Source organism: Streptomyces sp. NPDC048479 (assembly GCF_040651435.1).
Taxonomy (GTDB): domain Bacteria; phylum Actinomycetota; class Actinomycetes; order Streptomycetales; family Streptomycetaceae; genus Streptomyces.
Genome location: NZ_JBEZKA010000015.1, coordinates 204229 through 226419, shown reverse-complemented (window position 1 = coordinate 226419; position 22191 = coordinate 204229). Strand labels below are relative to the sequence as shown.

General features: G+C 68.2%; 20 protein-coding genes and 1 pseudogene. 10 read left to right on the top strand and 11 right to left on the bottom strand.

Translation table 11 applies throughout. The annotated features are described in order from the left end of the window. A partial coding sequence (locus AB0D12_RS23925) for an AMP-binding protein (RefSeq protein ID WP_362686352.1) occupies positions 1-1409 on the bottom strand: 1409 nt, incomplete at its 3' end. 36 nt (positions 1410-1445) lie between these two features. After that, entirely contained in the window at positions 1446-4028 is a 2583-nt protein-coding gene (locus tag AB0D12_RS23920) for a Pls/PosA family non-ribosomal peptide synthetase (protein ID WP_362686349.1), read from the bottom strand. Between the two features lie 593 nt (positions 4029-4621). Here AB0D12_RS23920 and sbnA point away from each other — a divergent pair. Beyond that, positions 4622-5608, top strand: a complete 987-nt coding sequence (gene sbnA, locus AB0D12_RS23915) for a 2,3-diaminopropionate biosynthesis protein SbnA (protein WP_362686346.1) — start codon at positions 4622-4624, stop codon at positions 5606-5608. Positions 5609-6038: 430 nt separating this feature from the next. After that, on the top strand, positions 6039-6503 hold the full coding sequence (locus AB0D12_RS23910; protein ID WP_362686343.1) for a peptidoglycan-binding protein: 465 nt from the start codon (positions 6039-6041) through the stop codon (positions 6501-6503). A 138-nt stretch (positions 6504-6641) separates the two neighbouring features. On the opposite strand, the gene AB0D12_RS23905 is transcribed toward AB0D12_RS23910, so the two are convergent. Continuing rightward, positions 6642-7493 (bottom strand): LysR family transcriptional regulator, encoded by an 852-nt coding sequence (locus tag AB0D12_RS23905; protein WP_362686340.1) that lies wholly within the window; start codon positions 7491-7493, stop codon positions 6642-6644. Positions 7494-7573: 80 nt separating this feature from the next. On the opposite strand from AB0D12_RS23905, the gene AB0D12_RS23900 reads away from it, so the two are divergent. Both AB0D12_RS23900 and AB0D12_RS23895 read left to right on the top strand, forming a co-directional pair. After that, entirely contained in the window at positions 7574-8068 is a 495-nt protein-coding gene (locus tag AB0D12_RS23900; RefSeq protein ID WP_362686337.1) for a cupin domain-containing protein, read from the top strand. 163 nt (positions 8069-8231) lie between these two features. Next, positions 8232-8594: a DoxX family protein gene (locus tag AB0D12_RS23895; RefSeq protein ID WP_362686334.1), complete on the top strand. Its 363-nt coding sequence runs from the start codon at positions 8232-8234 to the stop codon at positions 8592-8594. Between the two features lie 416 nt (positions 8595-9010). Here the strand turns inward: AB0D12_RS23895 and AB0D12_RS23890 are convergent, their stop codons facing one another. Continuing rightward, positions 9011-9241, bottom strand: a complete 231-nt coding sequence (locus tag AB0D12_RS23890) for a helix-turn-helix transcriptional regulator (RefSeq protein WP_362686331.1) — start codon at positions 9239-9241, stop codon at positions 9011-9013. Positions 9242-9638: 397 nt separating this feature from the next. Here AB0D12_RS23890 and AB0D12_RS23885 point away from each other — a divergent pair, with 397 nt between their 5' ends. After that, a complete protein-coding gene (locus tag AB0D12_RS23885; protein ID WP_362686328.1) occupies positions 9639-12071 on the top strand; it encodes a SpoIIE family protein phosphatase in 2433 nt (810 codons plus the stop codon). Positions 12072-12418: 347 nt separating this feature from the next. Here the strand turns inward: AB0D12_RS23885 and AB0D12_RS23880 are convergent, their stop codons facing one another. The 3 genes from AB0D12_RS23880 to AB0D12_RS23870 all read right to left on the bottom strand — a co-directional run bounded on the left by AB0D12_RS23880 (position 12419) and on the right by AB0D12_RS23870 (position 14514). Next, entirely contained in the window at positions 12419-12910 is a 492-nt protein-coding gene (locus tag AB0D12_RS23880; protein ID WP_362686325.1) for a DUF1153 domain-containing protein, read from the bottom strand. A 175-nt stretch (positions 12911-13085) separates the two neighbouring features. Continuing rightward, the gene (locus AB0D12_RS23875) at positions 13086-13646 is read right to left on the bottom strand and encodes a hypothetical protein (RefSeq protein ID WP_362686322.1); all 561 of its coding nucleotides are present in this window, start codon (positions 13644-13646) and stop codon (positions 13086-13088) included. A 541-nt stretch (positions 13647-14187) separates the two neighbouring features. Next, on the bottom strand, positions 14188-14514 hold the full coding sequence (locus AB0D12_RS23870) for a hypothetical protein (RefSeq protein ID WP_362686319.1): 327 nt from the start codon (positions 14512-14514) through the stop codon (positions 14188-14190). Between the two features lie 224 nt (positions 14515-14738). Here AB0D12_RS23870 and AB0D12_RS23865 point away from each other — a divergent pair, with 224 nt between their 5' ends. Further along, entirely contained in the window at positions 14739-15329 is a 591-nt protein-coding gene (locus AB0D12_RS23865) for a hypothetical protein (protein ID WP_362686316.1), read from the top strand. Positions 15330-15385: 56 nt separating this feature from the next. Beyond that, a pseudogene (locus AB0D12_RS23860) lies at positions 15386-16100 on the top strand (alpha/beta fold hydrolase); the annotation flags it as partial. A 61-nt stretch (positions 16101-16161) separates the two neighbouring features. On the opposite strand, the gene AB0D12_RS23855 reads toward AB0D12_RS23860, so the two are convergent. Both AB0D12_RS23855 and AB0D12_RS23850 read right to left on the bottom strand, forming a co-directional pair. Next, positions 16162-17172, bottom strand: coding sequence for a serine/threonine-protein kinase (locus AB0D12_RS23855; protein ID WP_362686313.1), 1011 nt, complete (start codon positions 17170-17172; stop codon positions 16162-16164). 714 nt (positions 17173-17886) lie between these two features. After that, a complete protein-coding gene (locus AB0D12_RS23850; RefSeq protein WP_362686310.1) occupies positions 17887-18069 on the bottom strand; it encodes a hypothetical protein in 183 nt (60 codons plus the stop codon). 134 nt (positions 18070-18203) lie between these two features. Between AB0D12_RS23850 and AB0D12_RS23845 the strand changes: the two genes are divergently transcribed. Beyond that, positions 18204-18779, top strand: coding sequence for a hypothetical protein (locus AB0D12_RS23845; protein ID WP_362686307.1), 576 nt, complete (start codon positions 18204-18206; stop codon positions 18777-18779). A 426-nt stretch (positions 18780-19205) separates the two neighbouring features. On the opposite strand, the gene AB0D12_RS23840 is transcribed toward AB0D12_RS23845, so the two are convergent. Further along, complete coding sequence (locus AB0D12_RS23840; protein WP_362686304.1) at positions 19206-20186, bottom strand: alpha/beta hydrolase; 981 nt, start codon at positions 20184-20186, stop codon at positions 19206-19208. A 429-nt stretch (positions 20187-20615) separates the two neighbouring features. Between AB0D12_RS23840 and AB0D12_RS23835 the strand changes: the two genes are divergently transcribed. Next, positions 20616-20897, top strand: coding sequence for an HIT domain-containing protein (locus AB0D12_RS23835; RefSeq protein ID WP_362686301.1), 282 nt, complete (start codon positions 20616-20618; stop codon positions 20895-20897). A gap of 165 nt (positions 20898-21062) precedes the next feature. Further along, positions 21063-21218 (top strand): hypothetical protein, encoded by a 156-nt coding sequence (locus AB0D12_RS23830; RefSeq protein WP_362686298.1) that lies wholly within the window; start codon positions 21063-21065, stop codon positions 21216-21218. 127 nt (positions 21219-21345) lie between these two features. Here the strand turns inward: AB0D12_RS23830 and AB0D12_RS23825 are convergent, their stop codons facing one another. Continuing rightward, entirely contained in the window at positions 21346-21987 is a 642-nt protein-coding gene (locus tag AB0D12_RS23825) for a TetR/AcrR family transcriptional regulator (protein WP_362686295.1), read from the bottom strand. Positions 21988-22191 lie beyond the last annotated feature (204 nt).

Below are 22191 nucleotides of genomic sequence, written 5' to 3'. Positions count from 1 at the left end.
GGGACGTCCAGGATGTCTTCCTGCTCGACCAGCAGGGTCCGCCCGCTCACCAGCAACGCGGAAACCAGCTGCCACAGCGAGATGTCGAAGCACTGCGGCGCGGTCTGGGCCACCACCTGCCCCTCGCCGATCCCCAGATCGTCGATCTTGGCGAACAGATGATTGAGCATGCCCGCGTGCTCACACATCGCCCCCTTCGGCTCGCCCGTGGAGCCGGACGTGAAGTAGATGTAGGCGAGCTGGTCCGGGGCCACGGCGATACCGAGATCACCGTCGGGATGGTCTTCTTCGTAGGCCGCGTCGACGACCAGCGCCTGGACTGCGGGCAGCGTCTCGAGGGCCTGGTCGAGGGTGGTGGTGCTGCCGGGTTCGGTCAGCACCAGGCCGCACCCCGCGCGGGCAAGTGTGGTCGCGATGCGCCCGGCCGGGAAATGCGGCTCGACGGGAAGGTATGCGCCCCCGGCCTTGAAGATGGCCAGCACCGCGGCCAGCCAGTTGAGGTTGCGCTCCGTCACCACTGCCACGACGCCCTCGCGGCCGAGGCCGCGGGCCAGCAGGGCGCGTGCCAGCCGGTTCGCGCGGGCATTGAGCTCGCCGTAGGTCCACTGCCTCTCGCCGTGCACGGCTGCGACGGCATCCGGATGCGCCCGCACCCGCTCCTCGAACAGCTCGTGCACCCGGCGGTCCGGCAACTCCCGGCGCGGTCCGGCCAGCCCCTCGAGCTGGAAGCGGAGTTCCTCGGCGGACAGCAGACTCTGCCGCCCGTGCCCGGCATCAGGGTCGGCGGCGATCAGTGCGAGGGCGGCGAGGTGGTAGCCGGCGATCCGGGCGGCGCAGTCCGCGTCGAGGACGTCGGTGCGGTAGCGCAGCCCCAGCGCGAGTTGGTCGCCGTCCTGTGAGATTCTCACCTCCAGCACGGTGTGCTCGGCGAGGTCGCCGCCGCCTCCGGTGAGGTCGAGCACGGTTTCGAACGGCGCTTGGGTCAGGCCCAGTTCGCGCCTGAGGTCATCGACCGGGAAGTCCTTGTGCGACAGCAGTTCCGAGGCGACCCGATGGGAGTTCAGCAGCAGCGCCCGCCACGAGCCAGGTGCGGTGGTCAACCGGCACGGCAGCGGTCGGCTGGCGTCGGCGGCGGCGACGACGTAGCCGGTGGTGATCTCCTGCTCGCCGGACAGTGCCGAGAGCACCTTGGCATGCGCCGCGAGTAGTACCGAACCGAGCGGCAGTGCCAGCTCGTTCGCCAGTCGGTGCGACGCCGTCATGATGTCGTCGGGGACTGTCGTCCTGTACTCCCCCACGCCGTTCACGGGGTTGACGGTCCAGCGTGGGGCGGGGGTGAAACCGCCGGCTGTCAGTACGCCGCGCCAGAACTCCCGGCCGGCCTCCATGCGAATCGATTGCGTTCCCATTGGATCTTTCCTCCGCTTGTTGCTGTTGCCGCGGTGTCAGTTGCCGCCGGCCGTGGCGGCACATGTGTCGTTGCTGTCTTGGCGGGCCGGCAGATCGGCCTTGTTGTCCCGCATTTCCCGGGCCGGGTTTCCGCCCCACCCGGTGTGCTGGGGGATTTCCTCGCCCTTCATGAGGAAGGAGTCCGGGGCGAGCACCGCGCCGTCGCCGATCGTCACGCCGTAGTGGACGAAGGCGCCGACCCCGAGGGTGCAGCCGGAGCCGATCGTGCTGCGGTCGGACTTGAAGGCACCGTCCTCCTGCGAGTGGCACTGGATCACGGTCCCCGCATTCAGCGTGCTGTCGTCGCCGATGGTGACGAGCGTCCGCTCTGGGAAGAAGCAGCCGTCGTCGAAGACCCGCTTACCGAGCCGGACCCCCAGCAGCCGCCAGATCACGTTCTTGAAGGGGGTGCCGTTGAAGACCTCGACGTAATCGACCGAAGCCATCTTCCAGAAGCGTTCATGCCGCCAGAAGGAGGGCTCGTAGATCGAGCAGTACAGCGGTTTCAAGGCCTTGAATCCCGTGGCGGCCCGTTCGATCAGTGCGAAATAGACGACGGTGAACAGGAGGGTAAGGACACCGGCCAGCGCGATCACCGACGCACCGAGCGAGGCGTAGAGGTCCGCGGCGCCCATGGCGATGAGGGTGATCACGAAGAAATGGACCCACCGCGCCAGCAGGTAGAGCCCCGCGGTGACGGCATTGTGCTTGTTCTTGGCGGCGAGGCGGCGGTGCAGCTCGTCGCCGCTCTCCAGGTGGTTGAACTTGTTGTCACGCTCGACCGTGCGCGGGATCTCGAAGCTGGGCGAGCCCAGCAGGCCGACGCCCTCCCGCACCGGTCCGTCGATCGGGACCATGACCTTCGTCGCGAGCAGGCAGTTGTCGCCGGTCTTGCCCTGAGAGGGATAGACGACGCGGTTCCCGAGGAAGTTGCGGGGCCCGATCGACACCCGGGACACGCGGAAGGACGTGCTCGAAAAGTCGGCGTTCATGATGGACAGCCCGTCGGCGACCATGGTTCCGCTGCCGACAGAGCTCAGATACGGATTCTCGTGCTGCACTTCCGTGCCGAAGTTCGACCCGGTCTGCTCGACGTGGGACAGGTCGTAACCGAGGTAGCGCAGATAGTGGACGATGCTGGAGCTGTCCCCGAAGAGCGTGGCGAAGAACTTCCTGTTGGTCATGTGGGCGATCGCCCGCTGGATTCCGTAGTGGAAGCCGTACAGCGGATAGGCCTTGTCCGCCTTGATGGCCAGGTTGAGCACGCGCGGCACCGTGCCCACGACGAGGAGGCCGGCGAGCGCAGCGCCGAAGAAGAGCACGAAGGAGGCGGTCAGGGCGTCGAGGTAGAACGTCCAGCTCGTGAAAGCCGCAGGCTCCGGGTTCAGCAGCGCATGGAACTGTGGGACTGCGGCGCGCAGTAGGCTCACGCCGCCCATCGCCAGCGGCAGGTACACAACCAGTGTGCTCAGCAGCTGCAGGACGCTGTAGACGGCCCTTTTGAAGGTGCCGCAGTCGGCGGGGTCGACTGCCCGGTAGTCCACCTCGGTCCGCTGCGCCGGGGACCCGTGCCGGCGCTCGCCGCCCGGCACGGCCTGCCCGGCGTGCAGGGAAGAGGCGTGGCCCAGCTGGGCCCCGTCGCCCATCGAGGTCTCGATGTCGAGCACCGTGTGCTCGCTGACAAGCACGTCCTTGCCGAGGGTGACCGTGCCGGTCTGGATCAGGCCGGCGTGGGCGCGGTAGCAGGAGAAGAGCACGTCCTTGCGGACGACCGTGCCGTCACCGATGGTGAGCAGGTCGGTGCATACCGGAATCGCGCGGGAGAGGATGGTGACGCCTTTGCCGATCCGCGCGCCCAGTGCCCTCAGGTACAGCACCTGGAGCGGTGAACCGGCGAACAGGCGCAGGGGGCTGGTGCGGATCAGGGTCTTGACGACCCAGAAGCGCAGATAGCCCAGGCTCCACACGGGGAACTCCCCGGCTTTCCAGCGGCCGATGAGCACCCACTTCGCCAGGATCGGAAGGGTGCACAGGCCCAGGAAGCTCGCGCCGGCGAACAGGACCGACCGCAGATAGGAGTCGAGCAGACCGGAGCCGGCGGAGATCCACTCGTAGCCTCGGACGGCGACAAGGGCGGTGAGGTAGGAGTATCCGAGGAAGATCAGGAGCTGCATCGTTCCGCAGAGGACATAGCGCAGCGTGCCGGCCTGTGCCGGCACCTCAGTCGGTACCTCGGCCGGCGACGGGGCCGGCGGCGGGACGGGGGCGGGCGCGGCGTCGGTGAGCGCGGTGGCCAGCGTTCGGATTGTGGGGTTTCGATAGATGTCCTTCATCGACACCGAGGGCAGGTCCGCCCGCTTTCTGACCCGTGCACAGAACTGGGCCATCACCAGGGAGTCGGCGCCCAGGTCATGGAAGAAGTGGCTGTCGAGGGGCACCTGCTCGACGTGCACGACGCCTGCCAGCACCTCGGCCAGGACGCTCTCGGTGCCGGTCGTCGGGCCGGTGTACCCGGCGTTGTGGATGGTCGAGATTTCAGCCGGATCGGCCGTCAGGACCTCGATGGATTTCCCTGGCACGTGAGCTCCTTGAGTGCGTTTCGATCAGCGTCGGTCAGTACGGACGGATTCTTGAGTCCCGCCTCTCCAGTAGGCCCGGCCGGGGAGTTCCTGTCCTGCCCCTGGATTTCGGGGCTTGACGCAGCGAACCGCCCTTGGTAGCCAGCCGCTACTGCCGGTCATCGCCTTGTGTTTCCTTGCCTTCCGGCGCGTCGCCTGACTTACGACCGCGTATACACGGGCAGCCGTCGCATCCGCGCGACAATCGCGATAACGCTGACCGCCCCTCTGGCCCGGGCGGCCTGCCGGGCGGCCGGAGTACACCGGCAAGGAAGGCCACGGCAGGCAGGACACAGCTGGAGCCACGGCTCGCCGGAAGTCGCAGATGACCCGGTGCCGGCGATCGTTCACCCCCGACCCAGGCACGACCACAGCCGCATATTCACGAGAGGGGTGTGTGTCAAGTCCCGAATTTCGGTGGCATGACAGGACTGCTCCGATTCGGGCGTACTGGAGGTGTTCCGGCGAGTGACATCTCGCCGGCGAATTCTTCCCTGAGCCGCGCCGAGACGGATGAGCGGCATGCGGCGCTCCGTCGTAGTTAGGAGGCGATCATGCCCGTCATATCTGTTCCCCAGGCCTACAACGAGGACGAGCTCTACGTCGACCTTGAGGGGGTTTTCGGGCACCCTCTGTTCCTCAAGTGCGAGGGCTTCAATTTCGCCGGCTCGATCAAGCTCAAGGCCGCCACCGAGATGGTCGAGGCCGCCGAACGCGACGGCCTGCTGACCCCGGACTCGGTCCTGGTCGAGTCGTCCTCGGGCAACCTGGGTGTGGCCCTGAGCATGATCGCAGCCAGCAAGGGCTACCGGTTCCTGTGTGTGACCGACTCCCGCTGCAACCTGACGACCAGGTTGATGATGGAGGCCCTGGGCAGCCAGGTGCACGTCATCACCGAGGCCGACCCGGCCGTCGGGTTCCTCGGCGCGCGCATCGACCACGTCCGCGCTCTGTGCGCCTCCGACGACCGCTATGTGTGGCTCAACCAGTACACCAACCCCAGCAACGGCATGGCCCACTACCGCAGGACCGCCCCGGCCATCGCCCGGCAGTTCCCGGACCTGGATGTGCTGTTCGTCGGGGCCGGCACCACCGGGACCCTGATGGGCTGCGCGCGCTACTTCCGCGAGTGGCACCGGCCGGTGCGCATCGTGGCCGTCGACAGCGTGGGCTCGGTGACCTTCGGGGGCGCCCCGAGTAGGCGGATGATTCCCGGCCTGGGCACGAGCAGGCGCCCGCCGCTGCTGGACGAGACCTATGTCGACGATGTGGTGTGCGTGACGGAGGCCGAGACCATCCAGACCTGTCATCGGCTGGCCAGGCGTGGGTTTCTGTTCGGGGGTTCCACCGGCACAGTGGTCAGCGGCGCGATGGACTGGCTGGCCCGGCAGGAGGGACGGAACCTGACCTCGGTGGCCATCGCCCCGGATCTGGGTGAGCGATATCTGGAGACCATCTACCAGAGCAACTGGGTGCAGGACCTGTACGGCGAGGACGTCCTCGGCTCCCAGACGCTGACCACGGCATCCCAGGCAGCCTGACCCCATTGCGGCAACCGTGCCGCGCCGCGCCCGGGCGGGTGTGAGCCGGTGCGGTGGCCCGGGCCGCTCCCAGGGGCGGCGGAGGTCTTCGGCGAGGGGGCGGGCGAGGAGGAGCTGGCATGGGTAGCCGTGATCAGCCAGCGGGCAGCCTTTATTGGCCAGTTCTCACTGCGGACTGAGCCGTACACCCGTTGCCGCTACTGCAGCTGATGGAGACGGACGTCAACTCCTGGATGAGTGAACGTCAGCGCAGAGGCGACGACAGTCAATTCGCCGAGCGGTAGCTTCTGTCCGTACCGCGCTGACGCGGGCAGGTCTACCACGACCATGATCGCTTCTGCGCACACCAAGAGAGGGTGACACCGACTCGACCGATGATGAGCGCGCCAGCCGCGCCAGGTGCCGCCCTGGAACCGAAGGGGAACGAGGAATGCGACCGAAAGTTTTAACGAGGACACTCGTCAGTTTCACTGCCGTCGTCGGGATTGCCGCCGGGAGCCTGGCGAGTGCGGGCGCCGGCTTCGCGGCGTCCGCGCCGACCTCGAAGCCGGCGGCGAGTTCCGAGGCTGTCGTCCCGCTCGCGCTGGTCAACCTCGGCCTGAGTACTGCGCAGGCCAAGAACGTCCAGTGCTGGCTGAAGGCGAACTGGGGATACACCGGCGCGCTCGACGGGCAGCTTGGCACCAATAGCTGGAAGGCGTTCCAGCGCAACCTCAGGGCGTACTGGGGCTACACCGGCGCGATCGACGGAATCGTCGGAAGTGGCACGGTCAAGGCGTTGCAACGCCTGCTGAAGGACAGCTGGGGCTATACCGGCGCGATCGACGGGGACCCGGGACCGGGGACCCAGGCCGCGTTCAAGCGCTTCGCCAATGCCTGCAGCGGCTGGTGTTGAGCGACTCTCGGTATGAGCGCGTGGGCTTGTACTGTACGGTCTGACCTCGAAAAACGTCCCGAACGGTGTCACTCGGCCGGGAGTTCGGCAGGCGGAGAGGTTGGGCACTGCGCCGCGCCCGGCTGGGGCCGTAGGCGCTCAGTGGCGGTACGCGGCCATCGCGATCTCGATGAACGAGCGGATCAACGGGTTGGTGTCGCCGTCGTTCCACACCGCGACCACTCGGCTTGGCGCCATGTCGACCAGCGGAACCGCGGCCAGGTTCTCGGGCAGGTCGTGTCCGAGTGGGGCCAAGCCGACCGTGCTGTTCCAGAGCACGGCTTGCAGGCATTCTTGGACGACGCGTACCACCGGGCCCTCGCGCGGCTTGCCGCCGTTCCAGTACGACTGCCAGGTCGGGTCGGTTCCCTGCGGGAACTGAAACCAGCGGCGGTCGGCCAGGTCGGCCAGCTTCAGGTGGTCGCGACGGGCCAGCGGATCGTCGGCGCGCAGTACCGCACCGACCGGATCGGTGCGCAGCTCACGCACCGTCAGGGCGGTGTCGTTGAACGGCGCACGGGTCAGGGCGACGTCGACCAGTCCGGAGCGCACCCCGCAGGTCGGGTCGGTCAGGTCGGCGTCGCGGATGCGGATGTCGACGCCGGGGTGGCTTCGGCGGAAGACGGCCGCCAGCCTGGTGATGCCGGGGTCGGTGCCGTCGCCCAGGATGCCGATGGTGATGGTCGCGGCGCCAGCCGCCGCGGTCACGCGGATGCGGACGCGGTCGGCCTGGTCGAGCAGGGCCCGCGCTTCATCGACCAGCACTGCCCCCACCGGGGTGAGCGTGACGCCGGCAGGTGAGCGGGCGAACAGCAGGGCACCGATCTCTGTCTCCAGCTGCTTGATCACCCGGCTCAGCGGCGGCTGGCTCATGTGCAGCCGGGCGGCGGCCCGGCCGAAGTGGAGTTCCTCGGCGACCGCCACGAAGTAGCGCAGGGTACGTAGCTCCACGCTGCAACGATACCCGCAAGGTATCGGCGTGGCGGAACGGGTCTTGGACACTCGCAGGGCCCTGGCGGTGCACTCGGAGCATGACCGACGAAGCGAAGACCAGTGAACCGCAGGCCGACCCCGCCGTATCGGTGGTCGGCCCCGACGACGGCGAGACGATCGTCATGGGCACCACGCGCATGCGCGTCCTCGAAGACGGCAGCCACACCGGGCACCGCCTGGGGATCGCCGAGTCCGTCCTCGCCCCGCACACCCCCGGACCGCCGCAGCACCGCCACGCCCAGCACGACGAGGGTTTCTACATCATCTCCGGCACGGTGCGGTTCACCGTCGGGGACAAGGACTACGACGCGACCGCGGGCACGCTCGTGATGGTCCCGTCCGGCGCCCCGCACACCTTCGCCAACCTGACCGACCGACCCGCCGTCATGCTCAGCACGTTCACCCCCGACTTGTATGTGCAGTACTTCCGAGACCTCCAGAGCATGAGCGCCGACGGCAGGCCGCTGACACCCCATGCCGGCATCCACACGATGAGCCGCTACGCCACCGAGCCCGCTACCGATTTCGCCTGAAGCCGAGGGGACGACACCGCCCGGCTGCCCGCCACCGGACCGGCACCGCCAAGGCGCTCCCACCTCTCGGCGTCCGGGTCGCTCACACACGCACAAGTGCCGGTTCCGGGCGCTCCCCCGGAGCCGGCGGGTCACCCACAAGCGGTGACCATGAAGGGAAATCATGACCATCGCCTACTGGATCATTGCCGGACTGCTCGCCTCCTTCTACCTCTACGCTGGCGCGGTCAAGGTGATCCGCAGCCGCGATCTGCTCCGCCCGATGATGGCTTGGGTGGACCGCATACCGCTGCCCGCCGTCAGGGCGCTGGGAACGATCGAAGTTCTGGGCGCCGTCGGACTGCTACTGCCGCCAGCGACCGGCATCGCGCCTTGGCTGGCCCTGGCCGCGGCCATCGGGTTCGTGCTCCTGCAGATCGGTGCGATCACCGTGCACCTGACCGACGAAGACCGCCAGGTCATGCTCAACGTCGGCCTCATCGCCACTGCGGCTGTGACCATCTGGCTGGCCACCAGTTGGCTGTGATCGAGCAGAACTCTCGACCGGTGGATGCGCCTGCGGGCCGGCCCAGCGCCAGGGGCCGATCATCGATGGGTAGCGCCCAGCCCACCCTGGCGCGGCGGCCGGGGCCGTTTTTTTGGCCCCGGCCGCCGGGGCGGTCTTTCGGGCGTCCGCATCGGCCTGGATCGCAGCAGGTTCCGATCCCAGGTGCCGTCCGCCGACCAGCGCCGATGACGGTCGTCTGGGGCGGGCGAGGCCCGTGGCGATTACCCGGTCCGGAGCGGTGTCACGGCCCTGGCGTGCCGCTGCTCACTGGGCCGGGCCGAGGTGGGGACTCGACCCGGCCCAGTGAGCAGCGGTCGTGCAGCGCGGCGTGTGCCGGGGACAAGCATGGGCGCCGGGTCGCCTTCTTGGCGGATTCTCGCTCGGGCAGCCGGGCGTCACAGCCCCAGGGAGATGGCCAGTCGGGTGAGTTCGGCCGTGCTGTTGATGTTGAGCTTGGCCCGGATACGGCGGAGATAGGCGTCGACCGTGTGCTTGGAGAGCCCCATGTGGCGGGCCGTTTGCAGATAGGTGCGCCCTGCGGCGATATGTCGCAGTGTCTCCCGCTCACGCGGGGCCAGCGTAGGTGCGGGGGCTTCGGTGTACGGCGTGGCGAGTGTGAGGCTCATGGGATTTCCTCCGACGGATCGGCTCGGTCATCACTGCTCACACCCTCGGAAGCAGGGGACATATGCCTGAATGCGGCCATTTGTCCGCTTTCAAAAAGCGTGCCCGGGCAACTTCATGACGGTGTCCGCCGACTGTCACAGGCCTGTCACAGGGCACGCCCACAGGTGCGCCATGCACGATCACTTTCTGAAGACCCCTTTTCCGCCCCCGCCGGCGGGGGCGGGCGGGCCGGGCCGGCTTTTGAGCCGCCGGTCGCCTCCTCTGGCATTGCCGACGGCCGGGGCCCGGGGCAGGGCCCCTCGCGACAGCGCTGGATTGGTGCTCCGTGCCCCTCAGGATCATGCTTGTCAGGAGGGCCCCGGCCGTGCAGGTTCCCGAAGGGCGAGATGAGCGGCGATGGAGCGACTTCCCACCCCTCCTGGTGAGCGGCCGGACGAGTCGGACGCCTCCCCCGAGTCGGCATACACGGCCACGGCCACCATCAATGAGCAGGGCATCGTGACGGGGTGGAGCGAGGGTGCCCGGCGGCTGCTCGGCTACGTGCCCTCGGATGTCGTGGGGCAGACCGCCGCACGGCTGCTCGCCGATGACGTCGGCGAGGCTGCCCGCCGGGATCCGGCCGGGCGGGAGAGGTGGAGCGGCACCGTGGCGCTGCGGCACCGGGACGGCCACAGGCTGGAGCTGGGACTGCTCGCGCATCGCCGGACGACGGACGACCCGGTCACCGAGTGGCTCGTGGTGTCCGCCGTGGTTGGCAAGCCCCGGACGCCCGGGAGTGAAGCGCTGAGGGAATGGACGTTCACCCAGTCCCCCGACATCCTGGCGATCTTCGATGCGGACCTGCGGCTGGTACGGGCGAACACCGGCATGGAGCGCGCACTTTCCCTCACGGAGGCCGAGATGCTCGGGCTGCACCTGCCGGAAATCGCGCCGTATCCCGTGAGCGACGAGGCCGAGAACAAGATGCGCCTGGCGCTGGAGACCGGCGAGCCGCAGTACGTGGAGGCCTACATCCGCCCCACGGGTGTCAGCCCGGATCGCGGCTGGTCGACCTCCCTCGCCCCGCTGAAGGACCCGGACGGCCGGGTGCGCGCCGTGTGCCTGGCGGCGCACTCCAGGTCCGGGGAGTACGTCGCCCGGCAGCAGATGCTCCTGCTGAACGACGCCGGCGCCCGCATCGGCACGACTCTGGACATCGCACGCACCGCGCAGGAACTGGCCGACGTCGCCGTCCCCCGGCTCGCGGACTTCGTAGCCGTCGACCTGCTCGACCTGCCCCAGCACGGCGACCAGCCACGCTCCGCCCCTCCGACAGGGCCCATCACCATGTGCCGCACAGCTGTGCGGTCGGTCCTCGAAGGGACCCCGGAGTCCCTGGCCGCAGTGGGCGAGACGACCACCTACCCGACGCTCTCACCTGTGGCCGAGTGCCTGGCACAAAGCCGTGGCGCCCTGTACGAGGTGACCGACCCCGCCATCGCCCGGTGGGCGGCCCAGGACCCCGGAGCCGCCTGGATCCGCGAGCTGGGCACACACTCGGTGATGGTGGTGCCGATGCGCGCCCGCGGCATCACGCTCGGCGTGGCCTTCTTCGGCCGTCACCAGCGCCGGGAGCCCTTCGAAGCGGACAACCTGCTGCTGGCCGAGGAGCTCACGGCCAGAGCCGCCATCAGCATCCACAACGCCCGCCGGTACACCCGCGAGCGCACCACCACCATGACCCTGCAGCGCAGCCTGCTCCCCCATACGCTGCCCGATCAGGCGGCACTCGAGATCGCCTCCCGCTACCTGCCCGCCGGCACCCAGGCCGGCGTGGGCGGCGACTGGTTCGACGTGATCCCGCTGTCCGGTGCGCGGGTCGCCCTCGTCGTGGGCGATGTTGTGGGCCACGGCATCCGCGCCTCCGCCACCATGGGCCGACTGCGCACCGCGGTGCGCACCCTGGCCGACGTCGAGCTGCCGCCCGACGAGCTGCTCACCCACCTCGACGACCTCGTCATCCACCTGTCCGCCGACGAGGGCGACACGGAAGGCGCCGCCGAAACCGCCGGAGGTATCGGCACCACCTGCCTGTACGCGGTCTACGACCCGGTCTCCCGCCGCTGCACCCTCGCCCGGGCCGGCCACCCCCCGCCCGCCGTGGTCACCCCGGACGGCGCCGTCTACTTCCTCGACGTCCCGGCCGGCCCGCCGCTCGGCCTGGGCGGCCTGCCCTTCGAGACCATGGAGACCGAACTGCCCGAGGGCAGCCTCATCGCCCTTTACACCGACGGTCTGCTCGAACCCCGCCACCACGACATCGACGAGGCCCTGGACAAGATGTTCGCAGCCCTCGCTCACCCCGCCCCGACGCTGGACACGGTCTGCGACAGGGTCCTGACGGCCATGCTGACCCACCGCCCCGATGACGACATCGCCCTGCTCATCGCCCGCACCCGGGTCCTCCACGCCGACCGGGTCGCCGCCTGGGACCTGGCCTCCGACCCCGCCATCGTCGCCCAGGCCCGCAAGAACGCCACTGACCAACTTGCTGCCTGGGGACTGGACGACGCCGTCTTCATCACCGAACTGATGGTCAGCGAACTGGTCACCAATGCCATCCGTTACGGCCGGCCGCCCATCCAGCTACGGCTGATCCACGAGGACAGCACCCTGATCTGCGAGGTCTTCGACTCGAGCAACACCGCACCGCACCTGCGGCGTGCCCGGACCTTCGACGAAGGAGGGCGGGGCTTGCTGCTGGTCGCCCAGCTCGCCCAGCGCTGGGGCACCCGGCATCTCCCCATCGGCAAGACCATCTGGGCGGAGCAGTCCCTTTCCGGGGGCTGAGGACCATCCAGGCCTCCATCGTGCGCGGGGCCTTCCCCGCAAACTGACCGTCAGCTCGGCCCAAAGTGATGCGGCGCGGGTGGGGGACGGCGGACCTCGGCTCCGGCGCATTCGCAGCCTGCCCCGTGGGCGGGGTGCGGGAGGCCACCGGGCGGCACGTCGCTTCAGGCGCGGGGGTGGTCCGGTCCGACGCGAGCCAGAGCGTGTGGGACGGAGGCTGGCCGACTGCGCGGATGACCGGGTGGTGGACCGGCCGCCGCACGATCAGTCGGCATCCGCAGCGGCAGGACCCGCGTGAGCGGGCCCGGTCGTCGGCTCTTCGGTCTGCGTCCAGTAGTGGCGGTGCATCAGGAGGGGGAGTCCTTTCCCATCAGCGCGGTCCAGTCGCCGGCGAGGTACTGCCGTTTCCAGGTGTCGATCTCGTGTGCCGACATCGTGTATTTCTTGGCGGCCTCGGCGCTTGTCGTGGGTCCGTGCAGTACGACCATCACGATCCTTACCTTGTCAGCCAGCGTGAGCTTTTCCTTCGGCTTGTCCGGCAGGTCCTCGAACCGGGTACAGCCGTGCGCGCCGGGCTTGCCGGGCTCCCCCGACTGACCGGGGCCGCCGCCCTTGCCACTGTCACCGCCCTTGCCGCCATCACCGCCGTTACCGCAGTCGCCGCCGTTACCGCCGCCACCGCCGCTACCGAAGTCCGCGCGGCCAAGGAGGTCAGCGACCTTGGCCACGTGGCTGGGGCCTGCCGCGGCATTGTGCGGCGCCTGTGCGGCGCAGGCGATGCCGACGGCGAAAGCCAATGAGGCTGGCGCCAGGATGAAGCGATGTTGCCTTCTGGACATGGGGTTTCTCCGTTTCCCTCATATATGGCGTGGCGCCTGGAGGTGCTGTGCGTCCGGCCGCCGTGTCTTCGGCGGCCGGGGCCCGGCGCGGTGGCCGGTGGGGGTGGGCCGTCGCGGCCCGGACGGGGTGAGCCGTCCGGGCCGCCGGATGTGCCAGTCGGAAGAAGCTGCCGCCTTAGACGGCGTCGCCGCCTGCGCCGCCAGCGCCGCCCACGACACCACCCGCGCCGCCAGTACCACCAGCGCCGCCCTGGGTGCCGCCCGTGCCGCCCGTGCCGCCGGTGCCGCCCACGACACCACCGGCCCCGCCCGTGCCGCCGGCGCCGCCCGTGTCGGCGCCCTTGCCGCCCGTGCCGCCGGCGCCGCCCAGGACACCGCCCGCGCCGCCGTCGCCGCCCTTGCCTCCCGTCTTCTTCGTGTCGTCCTTCTTCGTGTCGTCCTTCTTGTTGTCGTCCTTCTTGTTGTCGTCCTTCTTGTTGTCGTGCTTGTTGTCGTGCTTGTTGTCGTGCTTGCCGTCCTTCTTGTTGTCGTGCTTGTTGTCGTGCTTGTTGTCGTGCTTGTCCACATGGGCGACGAGGCTCACCGCCGGCGAGGCCGGCATCGGGGCCGCCATCGCGGAGGAGGCCGGCATGATGGCGACCCCGGCCATGAAAACGCCAGAGGCGAAAAACGTGGCAAAGCGCAGGCCCCGACGCTGGGGACGGACATCGCTGTGGGTGTGAACGTTGCGAGTCATGATTTTCTCCTACTGATACAGAGGGATTCTTTTTAAAGGGGAAGATCCTCGGTAAGGATTTCCGCCTTACCGCGCTGCCTCGTTTTCCGTTCCGGTGAGGCCGCTCTTCAAGTAGGCCCGAGCGGCGCAGCGCGGTCACGTTCCTATAAGTCGTGGCTTGACGCGGCCGTAAGCGTCGGGTAAAGCACGCAAAAGGCGCCGCTGGACAGCGGCCGAGCCACTTTCCGGCCCCGCGACGGCCTGCCCCCGGGCAACACGCGCACCGTGACAGCCCACCCGCGCGGCGAGGCCCACCGACAGCCGCATCCGTATGACGGCACACCACCGCTCACCTCGGCGGTCCGCGAGCGCCGCGGCCGCGCCCTGCAATGCCGCACGCAGCCACCCCGCTCGGCGCGAGCACCACACGATGCACACAGCAGCTCCTGCCGTGCGGGCACCTGCGCCATGCTCCAACTGCCCTCCACCTGCGACGGTTTCACGCAGCCGAGCTTCGAGGACGGGAGGGTTCTGACACCGCGTCACAAGCGGGGCCGCCCGTCTATCGCCGCGCCCTATCTGCACCCATCCGCAGCGCGAGGACGAGGCCACGGGCATCGGCCGCCCAGGCCTGAACTGCTCCCGGCCATGGCATCGCCGGCGAAGTGCCTAACTGCGGCAGCCTTGCCTGTACCTCGGCGTCGGTTTGGTGCCGCTTGTGGTCCGCGCAGCCGATGGCGCGGCCGGCGTCGTCGGCGTGGATGCAGTGGTCCTGTTTTGTCGCGGCCACGTTGCAGACGCCGGCGAGCGCCGACAGCACGTCGCCCTCGCCGAGGACCAGCGCCCCGCCCGTGCGGTCGTCAACGCGGCCAGTGCTTTTTACGGGCAATTACCCGATGTCTTCGACTGCGTCAAGCCACGACTTGTCGGAGCGTGACCAGGCTGCGCCGCTCGGGCCTACTGGAAGTGCGGGCCCGCCGGAAAGGAAACGGGCGGCACATCCGTGCTACCTACCGGATTCCCCGGCCACACGTCATGAATCCGCCCAGAGAAACCGAGTTCTTGCTCATTCCCACATTGGTGAGAGCACGCAAAAGAGGGACATAGATTTTTATGAATGACACCATCTGGACGCGTCGTCTGGCCGTTGTCGCCACCTCCGCCCTCCTGGGCGTCGGCGGCGTCCTGATACCGGCTTCCGCAGCGTTTGCAGCGCCGACAGCGCAAAGCGTGGCGAAATCGGCAGTCACCACAGACCGCAAGGACCAAAAGAAGAAAAAAGACCACAAGGATAAAAAGGATCACAAGAAGGACCACAAGGTTCACGACGGTCACGACGATCTTTGCAGTCCCGGTGATGGCGGAAACGGCGGCAACGGCGGCAACGGCACCGGTACCGACGGCACTGTCTGTACGCCGCCGGGCGGTGCCGGCGCTGGAGGCGCCGGCGGTCGCGGCGGTAACGGCCGCTGCGGCGGCAACAGCGGCAAGGCCGGCCGTGGAGGCGCCGGCAGCGGCGGCAAGGGCGGCCCCCCGTGTCCCGACGCGCCCAAGCCGCCTGAGCCCCCCAAGGACGACACCGGTAGCTCCTCAGCTCAGGACGCGCCCAAGCCGCCCGCGCCGCCCGAGCCGCCCAAGGACGACACCGGTAGCTCCTCAGCTCAGGACGCGCCCAAGCCGGCCGGGGACGTCATCGTCAAGTGACGTGGGAAGACACCTGAGGTAGATGGCGTACCAAGGCTTGTGAAGCGCTCGGGTTCGTGCCTCACCGCGCCTGCGGTGGGGCACGAACCTGTACGCCTTCCGCCCCGGCCACGAGCAAACCGCCAAGTTCGCTGACCGCACAGAAGCTCAGCTGGCACACGCGCGCCGCACCGACCCCGGCACAGGGCACAAACGAGGCCCCGGGCGGCGCGTGGCAGTGCGCCACCCTCAAGGCGCCGCTGGACGACGCCAAGCCGGACGGCCAGACGATCAACGTCACGCTGATCCGCACCAAGGTCATGGACCAGGACCAGCGCATCGGCTCGCTGCTATTCAACTTCGGCGGCCCCGGCGCCTCCGGCGTCTCATACTCCCCAGCCTCGGCAAGGAATTCCAGACGCTGAACTCGCGCTATGACCTGGTCAGCTTCGACCCGCGCGGCGTCGGCGAGAGCTCGGGCGTGACCTGCCTCAGCGACAAGGAGATCGACGCCTACTACGCGGGTGACGGCTCGCCAAACGACGCCACCAGGCTGAAGGACGCGGCCGATTTCGACAAGAAGTACATCCAGGGCTGCGAGCGGAACTCCGGCAAGGTCCTTTCGCACGTCGACATCGTGAGCGCCGCGCGTGACATGGACCTCATGCGTGAGGTCCTCGGCGGCAAGAAGCTGTACTACTTCGGCATGTCGTACGGCACCGAGCTGGGCGGCTGTACGCCCACCTCTTCCCCAAGAACGTGGGCCGTGCAGTCCTGGACGCCGTGGTCGACCGGAGAAGTGCATACCGGCAGGGCAACACGACGAGACCCAGCATGCTCCGCCGGACAGAACCTAACCGGGCGGACGGCCAAAGACCGGCCGGGCCCAGACAGGCGGATCCGGGGCCGGCCCGGGGTGCTGCGCGGCTTCGACAACCCCGGGGTCCACCTGTGTCGGCGGATGCGCACCCTTGCCGACGCCGCTCGCAGTGGCACGCAGAGCCGCCACGAACTCCAGGCAGGAGCCGTAACGGTCCTCGGGAGTCTTCGCCAGGGCCTTTGCCAGAACGTCGTCCATCGCCGACGGGATCCCAGGCCGTTTCTCGCTCAGGGCAGGTGGCTGATCGTACTGATGCGCCCACAGCAGCGCCATGTCCTCATCCCGCTGGAAAGGCGGCCCACCCGCGAGGGTTTCGTAGACAACGCAGGCAAGGCTATACAGATCGCACCTGCCATCCACCGGGCGTCCTGAAATCTGCTCCGGTGCCACATAGTCGAGCGTGCCGACGAACTCGCCCACCTCAGTGAACCCGGTCAGCGACAGCGACTTCTTCGTCAGCCCGAAATCCGTGAGATAGACATGCTCAGGGTGATCACTGTCAGTGCCCCCGGCAACCAGAATATTGCCGGGCTTGACATCCCGGTGCACCAAATCATGCTCATGGGCCGCATCAAGTGCCGACGCCACCTGAGCGGCGATACGCAGCGCAGTCGCAACCGGCAACGGACCGTCCCGGTCGAGCAAAGCCCGGAGGTCCAGCCCCGAGACATAACGCATGGCGATATACAAGACACCATCCATCTCGCCGGCCTCAAAGATCGGCACAATATGAGGATGGTCGATCGCAGCAGCCACACGCGACTCGTGCGTGAAACGGCGACGGAAGGTGTCATTGCGGGCCAGCTCCGGGGCAAGCAGCTTCAGCGCAACCGTGCGGTCCAGACGCAAATCCCTTGCACAGTACACAACGGCCATTCCCCCGCGACCGATCTCACGCTCCACCCGGTAACCCGCAATCTGCGCCCCGATCAGACCCGAAGCCCGACCCGAATACAGACCCGTCCCATCCGACGCCGCACCCATTACACGCCATCACCCAACCGTGCGACAGCCGCGAGACAGATACACGGAACACCAGCTGGGTCACCGAAGCAGACGCCCCTGACCAGCCCGATACCCCACACACCCACCCCGCGGTACCGGCTCGGACCCATCACCACGGAACCGGAACCGGCCTCGAAGACAAGTCCCGGCGCAGCCGAACCGACAGGCCGCTCACTCATACCAAAATTCTATCCAGTTATCCACACAACTGCTTGATTAAAATCAACCCCGATCTCACAGCCGGCCCACCCACCACGCCCCGGACACCCCTCTGCCGAAAGACCAGCACGGCCGCTGACGGGCGCCCTACGGGCCGACCCGCATCCAGGTCCTCTCTTACGAATCACCGCGCGGCACGTTTTACCCTGCGCGTCGGTCAACGGCACGACCGGGCCAACTTTCTGATGATCCGAAAGAAATGGCCCAGCCATTGTCCTGGTGCATTGGGGCGAACTACATTCCGAAGCCCGAGCCGTGATATCCGACCCGACATCCCTTGTGCTGATCTTTGTCCGTCACATCCGGCACACACTGAGGGGGCCTCCGCCATAGGGCCCTGTCCGCCTTGAGCAGTGAAAGGTGCATGTTCGTGATTCGAGGAACATAGAGGCCGAACCAAGGAAAGCGGCGGCTGTGTGCGCTTTCCGCGCTGGGCGCGGTGGGTATCGTCGCAGGGCTCGCTTCCTGCCGGCGTCACCGGCCGGTGCCGTCCCGGCCGCTGCGGCGGCTGTCGCGCAGAAGCACCCCGATGGGAATCCCGTTGCGTGCGACGGGCAGGTCTACGTCTCGTTCGGTGACCCGGACCAGCTCTACACCGCCGACAGAGGGCCTGGAGTCGTCGCGCTTGAGTGCGTCGCGCGGCTCCGCTGAAGGCACCTGGTGATCAATAGCGCCACCTTCGAGACAGCTTCGCCCCATCGTTGGCTAAAAGCCGACCGACACGCAACGCCGCCACAAGCCCGGCCGTCCTACCGCAAGTACTTGTACTCAGCTCTTAGTTGGAGGTAGGCATGCGAAGGTTGACGACAGCGGCCGCGGCGCTCGCGCTGGCGGGCGCCGGGCTGGTGGCCACTGCCGGGGTGGCCGGCGCCGCGACCGGCCAGGTGGGGAAGGCCGCCTCGGCCACCGCCTGCTCGACCGTCTGGGGCAGCGGCGGCAAATCGGCCACGGACTCGGACTCCAGGCCGCTGAAGAACATCAAGACCAGCCAGAACACATGCTACGACCGCATGGTCTTCGACATCAGTGGTGCGACAGGCAAACTCGGCTACCACGTCGGTTACGTCGACAAGTTCCACCAGGACGGCTCTGGTGAGCAGATACCGGTCAACGGCGGCGCCATTCTGCAGGTCTATGTGTCCGCGCCGAGCTACGACCCGGCGACCGGCAGGCAGACCTACGCCGGGAAGGCTGGGCAGCCGCTGCCGGGTGTGAACATCACCGGATACAAGACGTTCAAGGACACCAAGTTCGGGGCGAGCTTCGAGGGGCAGACCCAGGTCGGCCTGGGCGTTCGCGCCAAGCTGCCGTTCCGGGTGCTCCAGTCCGGCGACCAGCTGATCGTGGACGTCGCGCACACCTGGTGACCCCGCGCAAGGCCAAGGGCTGCCAGGCCGCACCGCTGGTGCGGCCTGGCAGCCCGGCTCTGAGCAGGCCGTGGTAAGCACGGGGAGAGGCGGAGAAGATCGCCGTCGAAGCCGGCATCGGTGACCAACCGCAGCAAGTTGCTCGAGCGCCAGACGCTCGGCAGCGCAGGCTTCCAACTCTTGCGGAGACGAGTCCTGTTGTTGTGACGGACAGGTGCGGCCCCACAGAAGTTGAGCCGGAGCCCGATAACGAGCAGCACTTCGACAGCGGTTCGGGAGGCAGTCGAGCGCCGGCGGACGATGCAGATGTTGACGAGTTACGACAGCACTGAGTAATCCTGGCGGCCAGGGCAGGCGGCTTGTAGGAGGCAGACGCTGCGCATCGGGCCTGGGAGCCCGGAAACGTATCCAGGCTCCCAGGAAGGCTCAGGCGGGTAGAGAGGTCAGCCAGTCGGTCAGGAGCCGGTTGATCTCGGCGGGGCGCTCTTGCTGGATCCAGTGGCCGCAGCCGTCGAGGATGTGGGAGGAGACCAGGCCGGGCAGCGTGACGGGGTATGCCTTGATCGCGTCGGCCAGCCAGGTGGTGGAGGCGTCCAAACTGCCGCCGATGAACAGGGACGGCTGGGTGATGGGCGCGCCGTCGAAGTCGGCGAGGTCTTCCCAGTCCCGGTCCATGTTCCGGTAGCGGTTGAGTGCGCCGCTCATGCCGGTTCGCTCGAACTCCCCGGCATAGACATCGAGGTCGTCCTCGCCGAGCCAGGCGGGCCGCCGGCCGACGGGGAACCGGTCGCGCAGCGTCCCGCCCCGACTGACGAAGTGCGGGCCGGGTGCGTCAGGGGCGGGCATGGCGTCGGCGGACAGGGCGGCGTAGAAGCCCGCGAGCCAGCCGCGGACGTCGGGCTCGATCTCACCCTCGGCCCGACCGGGCTCCTGGAAGTAGGAGACGTAGAACTCCTCGTCCCCGCCCATCTGCGCGAAGACCTCGCTGGGCCTCGGTCCGCCGCGCGGGGTGTACGGAACACTGAGCAGCCCTACTGCGCGGAAGATGTCCGGTCTGGCCAGGGCGGAGTTGGCGGCGATGGTCGCCCCCCAGTCGTGGCCGACGATCACTGCGAACTGTTCGCCCAGGGCGTGCACGACTGCGGCGTTGTCCTCCACCAGGTTGAGCATCCGGTACGCGTCTGTGTCGCCGGGCTTGGAGGAACGGCCGTAACCGCGGACATCGATGGCGACCACGCGGTACCCGGCTGCGGCCAGCTCAGGCAGCTGGTGGCGCCAGGAGTACCAAGATTCCGGGAAGCCGTGCACGAGCAGCACCAGCGGCCCGGTGCCCTGTTCCACCAGGTGGATCCGGCCTGTGGGCGAGGAGACCAACCGGTGAGTGACGTCCGTGGCTTGCTGTGGCATTAATCCTCCGGGTCTCTCGATCTGCAATGCGCGCCGAGCCCGTGCCGGCCCGCCGTTCAACGCTTCAATACCGATCATGTGGCGAACGGTGCGGGACCAGCGAGTCTTCTTGCCGCTTCAGCAACACGGCTCTGGACGGTCCTGTCTCACGCGTTCCGACGTTCCTGCCCGCGCCAAAAGCACGACGGCCGGACAGGTGCCTCCCGATCTCGGGTTCTGGCTCAGCTTCCGTGGGGCGGCCAGGCTCAGTTCGCGAGGATGCCGGCCGATCATGAATCGGCTGGCGGGTGAGTCCCGCCCTTGGAGGGTGACCGGATGGACTGCACCTTCTGTCGCCTGATCCTCGACGACACTGCTCGCTGGGTGAGCTGCGGCCCCGTGGCCTCGGCGTTCGCTCCACCGAACCCACTCGCGCCAGGGCACACCCTGGTGACTGCGACCTCGCACTACGGCGACATCTTCGGCACTCCGGCGGGGGTCCTGGCCGACACCATGGCGATGGTCCAGCGCCTCGCCGGGAAGATGCGGACCGAGTTGCAGGCCGGAGGTGTCAACATCCTCAGCGCCAACGGCCCCGGCTCGGAGCAGTCGGTACCTCATCTGCCCTTCCATGTGATTCCCCGCTGGTCAGATGACGGATTCTCAACCTGGCCGACGCAGCAGTCCCAGCACCGGATGGCAGACGACCCGTTCACACAACCGACGCCATGAGGCCTTGAACAGAACCAGCCGCTTGGGCCGGCGCCACCGGCAGCGACTTGTTCCAGCGTCCCTTGCACTCGATGATCCGCTTGGCTTCAGTGAAACGCCCACGGGTTGGGCGGCGTGCGCCCGCCGCATCGGCCAGACGCCCGTACCGTCAACGTCCACCACCTCGTGACACCGAGGGCACCGTGGAAGCCCACCATCGCTGCTCTGCTGGAGCGCAAGAGAGCGATCAACGACGCCGTGCCGCGCTCCGTCGAGAGCGCGCTCGGCGATCTCGACGGCAGCGAGCTCGCCGCCCTCCTCGCCTTGGCAGGTGCGCGATGACGTCCAGCGGATTGTTCTCGGGCAGGACCGGGACCCGTTTTGCCCGCCCAAGTTCCGTCCTGCCCGCGTTCGTCCGGCCCAGATTCGCCCGGCCCGGGTCCATCCGGGCCGCCCAGGTCCGCCCACCTCAGGTCCGTCCGTCCCCCGGCCCCTCCGCCTCGTCCGCCTCGGACTCATCCGTCGCAGGACCGCCCGCTCTGGGCGCCCCCGCCCGCAGCCCGTCCATCACGAGGTCCAGCAGACGCATCGCACGCGGCTGCCAGTCGCTGTGCGGGTCGATCTGCCAGAGCCCGGCAATGGCGAGCACGAAGTCGTCGGGGGTCAGCCCGGGGCGGATGGTGCCGGCCTCCTCGTTCGCGTTCAGCAGGAGCGTGACCGCCTGGGTCACCGGGCCGTGGCCCAGCTGGGCCAGGCTGCCGTACTTGCTGGTGGTCTTGCGCAGCGCATCGGCCAGGCCGGCCTTGGCCATGGCGTACTGGGCCAGGCGGTCCATCCACTCCCTCAGGGCCTGGTCAGGTGCGCGGGTCCGGAGCAGCTGGGAAGCGGCGTCGGCGACCTGCTGCATCTCGTAGCGGTAGACCTCCAGGACGAGGGCCTCGCGGTTGGGGAAGTTCCGGTAGAACGTCCCCTGCCCGACGCCCGCCTTCTTCGCGATCGCGCTCAGCGGGGCGTCCGCAGCCCGTGTCAGCTCGGCCAGCGCGACTTCCAGGATGCGCTCGCGATTCCGTTGCGCGTCCGAGCGCAGAGTCGCGCTCTCCTCTTCCTGCACTCGTCCTCCTTTCGGAATCACAGCCAAGCCCGGCCTTGCTAACCGGACAGCTGTCCGCTAGGTTCGATGACTACCGGACAGCTGTCCGTTTAGGTCCACCATAGCGGCAGATCCGGCCAGTGCGGCCGGGTGCCCATCGTCACTGGTTCATTTCACCCGCATCGCCCTCTCCCTCCCGGGCTCTCTGCCGGGATCGTCTCGTTC